The organism is Actinomycetota bacterium, from assembly GCA_041658565.1.
Classification (GTDB): domain Bacteria; phylum Actinomycetota; class AC-67; order AC-67; family AC-67; genus JBAZZY01.
This window is the reverse complement of sequence record JBAZZY010000049.1, coordinates 1-6,850: the sequence shown is the minus strand read 5'-3', so window position 1 is coordinate 6,850 and position 6,850 is coordinate 1. Positions and strand designations below refer to the sequence as shown.

Genomic DNA, 6,850 nt, shown 5'->3' with positions numbered 1-6,850 from the left:
CCATCCACGCCTACGTTGGAGGGCCGGCGGGTTCGGGCGCGCCGGGATACGCACTCGGTCAGACCTCGGTCGCTCGACCCGATGTCGTTGGCGTCTACCCTTCGGCCGGGCCAAACACGGGCTTCGATTTCACATTCGACGCGCCATCCGGCTCGAACGAGGTCTACCTCTATGCGATCAACATCGGGCCGGGCGAGAACGTCCCCATCGGAACAAAGCATGTCGTCATCACAGATCCGAACCCGATCGGCGCGTTCGATTCGGCAACCGCGCCAGCTCCGGGGCGCATTCGCGTCAGAGGTTGGGCCTATGATCCGAACGCTCCAACAACGACGATCGCTGTGCACATCTACGTGGGTGGTCCCGCAGGTTCAGGTGCGCCGGGCTACGCCATCCCAACAGGAGTGTCGCGTCCCGATGTGAAGACGGCACATCCCGAGGCGGGTCCGAACACAGGTTTCGACGCAACGCTGAAGGTTTCGGCAGGCTCCATGGACGTCTACGCCTACGGCATCAACAGCGGTCCTGGGAGCAACGTCGGTATTGGCGCCAAACACGTCGTCGTCATCCGGCCCGCGTCGCCGCTCGACTCCAACGGCGATGCCATCGCCGATCTCTTCGTGCTCAAGGTTCGGAACGCAGCATCGGCGCACACCGAACCGCATCTCGTCGCCGGGCCATCGTTCGACCGGCGCAGCGGAGACTTCGCCTCGCCGCTCGAGCAAGATCCGGACGGCGACCTCGCCTTCACCGTGGGCGATGTCAACGGCGACGGGGTGAACGACCTTGTGGCGCTCAAGTCGCGCAACACGGGGTCCGGCTCAACTGAGGTGCACGTCATCACGGGGCCATCCTTCGACCGCCGCCTTGCCGATCTGACAACGCCGATCCCAATTGACCCAGACGGCAACTTCAACTTCACGATGGGCGACGTCACCGACGACGGGTTTCCGGATCTCATCGTGGTCAAGTCGCGTGGGACGTCGTCGGGATCAACAGAAGTTCAAGTTGTCCCCGGACCATCGTTCAGCAGCATCGGAGATCCGATTGTCACCCCGATCGAACTTGACCCAGACGGCAACTTCAGTTTCACGATGGGTGACGTGAACGCCGACGGTATCCCCGACCTCGTCGTCGTGAAGTCGCGGAATACGGCATCGGGTTCGATCGAGGTCCACGTGACTGTGGGGCCGAACTTCGATCATGTGGTGGGCGACTACACGACGCCATTGTCGTTGGATCCGGATTCCGATCTGAGTTTCCTCGTGGCGGACTTGAACCACGACGGCCAGCAGGATCTCATGGTCGTCGCGGCTCGAAACACCGGATCGCACAAGCTCGAGGTTCATGCTGTTGCAGGGCCAACCTTCAGCGGCTTTCTGTCGAACCTCATCGCCCCGGTCGAGGACGATCCGAACGTGAACTTCACGTTCCCCGACAGCTACACCATCAGAGCGCCGGGCGTGCCGCAGCAGTTGAGCGCCACGCCAGGGAGCGGCCTCGGGGAGGTCCACCTCAACTGGCAGGCGGCTCAGCGGCGCGGCGCGCGGGTTCTCGAGTACACGATCCTCCGCGGCGACGCGCCCGACTCGCTTGAGCCGGTCGCCACGGTGAACGGTGACGTCCTGCAGTTCGAAGACGCGGGCCTGCTGCCGCTACACACCTATTTCTACGCGGTCACGGCCCGCAATATCCGAGGCCTTGGAAACTCATCAGATACGACGTCGTCCAAACCGTTCCCGTGGGTGACTGGCTTGCCGGACGTCGTGAATCCCTAGCGCCAGGAATTGCACACATCGACTGGGCCTTGACATGGACGACTGAATCGGATGGAGGAAACGCAGACCGGATCCAAACGCGCTGGTTCACCGGGAAAGCGCTGAGGGAGTGGATTATATGCGGCAGGGAATGGGAAGCGCAGCGAAGAACCGCTGCCTGGCTGGAACTCTAGTGATCGCGACACTCTTCACGTGCGCCCAAGTGAATGCGTCGCCAGCGAATCCATCGGCAGCCGATTCATGCGTCGTTCCTCTGGCGGGTGCAGCCCAGGCGCTGCACTTCGACCAGGCGGGTTCGCAGAGGCTAGATCTCACGAACATCCTGCCCGGTGATGCACTCGCATTGATGGTGTCCGCCTCGGGTAGCTCTGTTCGTCCCGCTCATTTCTCGATTGGCTCAAATGGCGGTGGCTCGCTGCCTTTGCTTGCAACGACGCCTGGGAGGTCGTCGGCACAAACGGTTGCGATCCCGAACCCCGGCTCTGAATTGGATTTGAGCGCGGCGATGGATTCCCCGAATAGTGCGGACCTCTCGTTTGCGCCCGTCGCGTACATTCCTGCGAGGGGTTGCTATTCGGCCGTCGATCGCGTCTTGCTCGACACGCAGTCTGGCTTCGGCCTCGACGCGCCAGGAGAACTGACTCCTGAGAGTCGGGCAGCGTTGGCGGGACCTTTGCCAAATCCAATGATGATCAGCTTCGTCGCGCACGCGTCTGGAGGTGATGCAGTTGTCGAGGTGCTCGACAAAGCCGGTGGCGATCTCGTCGCTTCATGGGTGCTTCCCAATGATCTGGAAACCAGTGGGTTCGAGGTACTCCGACTCAGTCCGCTGGGATATGAAGTGCACGTCACCGGCGCTAGCGTCTCCCTCTCCGTGAGCGCGCGCGGGGCATTCGCGGATGCGAACTCATTCGCATCGTCGCCCACGAGACTTTTCGCCTCGGCTGAGCAATCAACTCTGGGTCGCGCCCTCGACCCGAAGGTGGCGCCGGTGGCGGTCCGGCTGATGTTGCCGCGCATATCCGAATCCTTCGGGCTCGCCCGGGATGCGTTCGCAGCGCGGGCAGCCGTCGTTCACCTAAACGGAAGCGCCGTGATCCCTTCGGAAGTCTTCCTGTGGGCCGAAGGTGAACAACAGCCATCAACCCCAGTGATGACGTGCGGGGCCGCGTCTTCATGTTCCGCTACGACCATTGTGGCTCCCGGCGCTAACCCCAGCTTTCTCGCCGAAGTCATCGGTGGACCCATGGATCTCTCCGTCGACTTGGTTGGATTCTCCGCTCGGTTGCCAGAAGTGAATCAGCCTGTCGACGGCGTCGTGCACACGCCGAGTGCCTCGGAGATACAACAGGCGACGGCAGATTCTCAAACGGCGGGGTTCACTTACTCCGGGACGTCCACTCTGGACCGGGGCGATGTCGTGGTGCTACCGCCTTCGGACGGCGTTGAGGGTGGGTTCGTAGCGGTTGTCGACTACGTCGACGGGGAGAACGGGTCAAAGCAGGTCGAGGCGGAGCGAGGAACCATCGTCGATCTCTTTCCTTCAGCGGATTTCTCTTCCCACGGACTCCCCCTCGACTCCGGAGTGCCGGAGCCCTTGGGCCCGCAGGAGATCCCACCTCCCGATCAACCTCCAACGGTCGCCGCTGCGCCTGTCTCGTCCAACAGTGGATTCGGCTCCGCGTTGCCTCGCAGTGGATCCCTATCGTGCTCATCTGGCGTTGCGGCGCGTTTCACGGCTTCTCTGAGGATCGATGGAGGGATCTACCTCTCAGCAAGCTGGTCCCCCTGGGGTGGCGTGCACGCTGACTTCCACGTCGAAGGCGGGATTAGGGGTGAGGCAGAGGCTGCTCTGAGTGCTGCAGCATCATGCAACGCCAAGGCAGTCCTTGGCGGAATCAACTTGCCCTCGATCGAGTTCGCCGTTGGCCCGGTTCCTGTTTGGATCACTCCTCGCGTATCGCTTGCAATCAACGCGACGGGATCCGTCGATGGTGGGATCTCTATCCGAGGAGCCGTGGACGCGGGATTCAAAGCGGGGATCTACTACGCGGATGGCACGAGCGGGACGTACTTCGAGAAGGGAGTCAGCCTCACCAGTTCCGTCAAGTCACGTGCCCGCGCGGGAATCGAGATCGAAGTTGGTCCACGGTTGGACTTGTTGCTTTACGGGGTCGTGGGCCCGTACGCAGAACTCAAGGGGTTCCTGGTCGCTGGAGTGGACCTGCGAGCAAACCCCTGGTGGAGCGTCGATGGAGGAGTGCGCGCGGGCGTCGGCTTTGCGCTGAACGTTTGGAGAATCCACGCGACGTTGGGCCCGATCTGGCGTGACCTCGTCAGGTTCCGCGTCGGTCAGGCACCTGGTCCGTACGCCGGTCCGCGCGTCACGACCACATCTCTTCCCTCTGCGTACCGCGGTTACGCTTACAGTACGGCTCTCGCGGCCACCGATGGCAACGGCCCATACAACTGGTACGTTTCCGCAGGCTCCCTGCCTCCTGGTTTGGCGCTCAACAGGGCCGGCTCAATCACCGGGACCCCAACGGCTGTCGGAACCTGGACGTTCTCTTTGCGCATCATCGATTCGGCGGGCGACAGATCCGCGAACGATGTTTCCCTGTCTCTCGCCGTAGGCGACCAACCGCCGCCCCCTCCTCCGCCTCCTCCTCCTCCTCCTCCTCCTCCTCCTCCTCCAACGCGCACCGTGACGCTGTCACGAGGTGCCGCAGCACAGTACGGGTACTGGTACGCGGTCTCGTTGAGTGGGTTTGGCGCCGGAGCATCAGTGACGGTGACGTGTCGCGATTCCGTCGACCCACAAGGGTTCTACACGCAGGCGCTCCGCATGAACTCCTCGGGGAGTGGGGGCGACAGCACGTTGTGTTACTCCGGCGACCACCCCGACCATTGGGTGACTACCACCGACGGCGTGGAATCGAACCATGTCAGCTGGTGAAGTCAGACAGCAACTCGATCGCATCGGGAGGAGCTGCGGACTGAGAGGAAGCGGCGCCATCGGGTGGAGGCACGGCTGGCATGCGAGCCGATGCCCCCGATCATCGGCGAGGCGACGATCCCGACGCTGGGGCTTTGATACCTTCGAGCCATCCATCGCTCCAGGAAGGAATTCGGACAACGTTTCTCGAATCCGACAACACGGAAATCGACGTGCGGATACCGATCTCGGAGGTCTGAAGGTGGACGCTTTTCGCGCGAGACGACGACGACGGGTCCGGGGTTCCTTCGTTGGGCTGGTTCTCGGTCTCGCCTTCGTATCGGTGCCAGCTGGCGCGGACACAGCGTGCCCGAGCGACGTTCGCGGGACCAATCCCACCTTCGCGGACACGGCGACCATCTTCGAGCGCGTCGCAGTTGCGCACAACATGCCCCCGCAACTTCTCAAGGCGATCGCCTACGGGGAGGGGTACGACTACGGCACGGGACGCCGGTGGTCTCAATACAACGCGGACGGTTCCATCGTCTTGTCGAGCGACGGTCTGTGCGGCGTCGGGATCATGCAGATCACACGACACTGGGAGTTCGACCAGCGCCGGCTCGCCACCGACATGGAGTACAACATCGATGCTGGCGCGCAGATCCTCGACAACGCGTGGAACCGCTCCAGTGGCTCGAACCCGCCGGCGATCGGGCCAGACGATCGCTCCCTTATCGAGAATTGGTACTTCCCCGCGTATTTCTACAACGGCGTCAATGGGAGCCCCGCCTATCCCGACCTGGTAGCCGCTCGAATCGCCGACCCGGTGGGACGAATGACGCAAGTGGCTGCATGGGCGCCCGCGCTGGGGTTCACGCGACCTCAGGATGCGATCCCTGGATACAGGTTCTCCGCGTCGTATACCGCGAGGAAACCTGGCCAGTTCCTGACCTTCGATTCTTCAGGGAATGTGACGGGCACATACGCGGCCGCGGTTCATGAATGGGGATCCCCGCCGCCCTGTTACCCCGCCGAGGTCTTCGGACCCGATTGCGGTCCGAACTTCCGCCTCACGGGTCCTTTGTCCTCCTGGTACTCCGGCGCGCCTTACGGCGTGGTCGGTCGGATGCGCTTCACCTATTCCAACGGCGGCTCTGAATCAAACGGTGCCGACTGGACGCCGCCCCTTGTCTGCGGGATCTATGACGTCGATGCTTTCATTCCCCGCGAACACGCCAACGCGCGCGCTCACTACATCGTTTCAGACGCTGCAGGCACCTCCGAGCATGTCATTGATCAGAGCCCCTACTACGACGCGTGGGTTGGTCTTGGTCGCTACGCCGCCAGTGTGCAGGTCTCGATCAGTGTGCATCTAACCGATCGGGGAGATCCTCCTGGCTCCAAGATCATCGGAGCCGACGGGATGCGCTTCCATCAAGTGCAAGCCTGTCGTCCCCCCGATGCTCCGACCAATGTCAGCGCCACCTCAGGTAACCGCCAAGCCCAGGTGAGCTGGTCGCAGGGCGGCGACGGTGGCAGCCCGATCACCGGCTTCACCGTCACCGCATCGCCGGGAGGTGCCAGCACCACTGTCGGCGGCGCAGCGCGCAGCACGACGGTCACCGGCTTAGCCAACGGCACCAGTTACACCTTCGTGGTCACCGCCACCAACGTGGTCGGCACCAGTGCCCCCTCGGAGGCATCCAATGCAGTGATCCCCGCGGGACCGCCCGATCCACCCACCAACGCGCAGGCCACCGCCGGCAATCACCAGGCGATAGTGAGCTGGACCGCTTCCTTCGATGAGGGCAGCCCGATCACGGGCTACACCGCCAAGTGCACAGCCAAGAACGACGCCACAGATCACGAGGAGGCCAGCGTCGCGGGCGATCAGACAACCGCGACCGTCGGCGGTTTGAAGAACGCCATCACCTACACCTGCGCTGTGGTGGCAACCAACGCGCTGGGGAACAGCGACCCCTCTGCGCCATCAAACGAGGTGACGCCTGCCACGATCGGGACTGCCCCAGGTTCGGTTGACTCCTGATGTGTGAGGATTAGGTCCTCACCGGAAGGAAAGGTCACCATGCCCAAAGCGTTCCCCGAGGAGTTCCGTCGCGACGTCATCGCCGTGGCT

3 protein-coding genes are annotated in these 6,850 nt (G+C 62.9%); all 3 read left to right on the top strand.

Annotation, left to right across the window (positions count from 1 at the left end):
• Window positions 1-1,778, top strand: a 1,778-nt coding sequence (locus WDA27_14500; protein MFA5892135.1) for an FG-GAP-like repeat-containing protein, incomplete at its 5' end; no start/stop codon positions are given.
• Window positions 1,779-2,463: 685 nt separating this feature from the next.
• A complete protein-coding gene (locus tag WDA27_14495) occupies window positions 2,464-4,734 on the top strand; it encodes an Ig domain-containing protein (GenBank protein ID MFA5892134.1) in 2,271 nt (756 codons plus the stop codon).
• A gap of 322 nt (window positions 4,735-5,056) precedes the next feature.
• Window positions 5,057-6,760, top strand: coding sequence for a fibronectin type III domain-containing protein (locus WDA27_14490; protein MFA5892133.1), 1,704 nt, complete (start codon window positions 5,057-5,059; stop codon window positions 6,758-6,760).
• Window positions 6,761-6,850: the final 90 nt, after the last annotated feature.

Coding starts and splice junctions, on each gene's coding strand:
- WDA27_14495 (MFA5892134.1), top strand. CDS start 2,464: ATGATGATCAGCTTCGTCGCGCACGCGTCTGGAGGTGATGCAGTTGTC.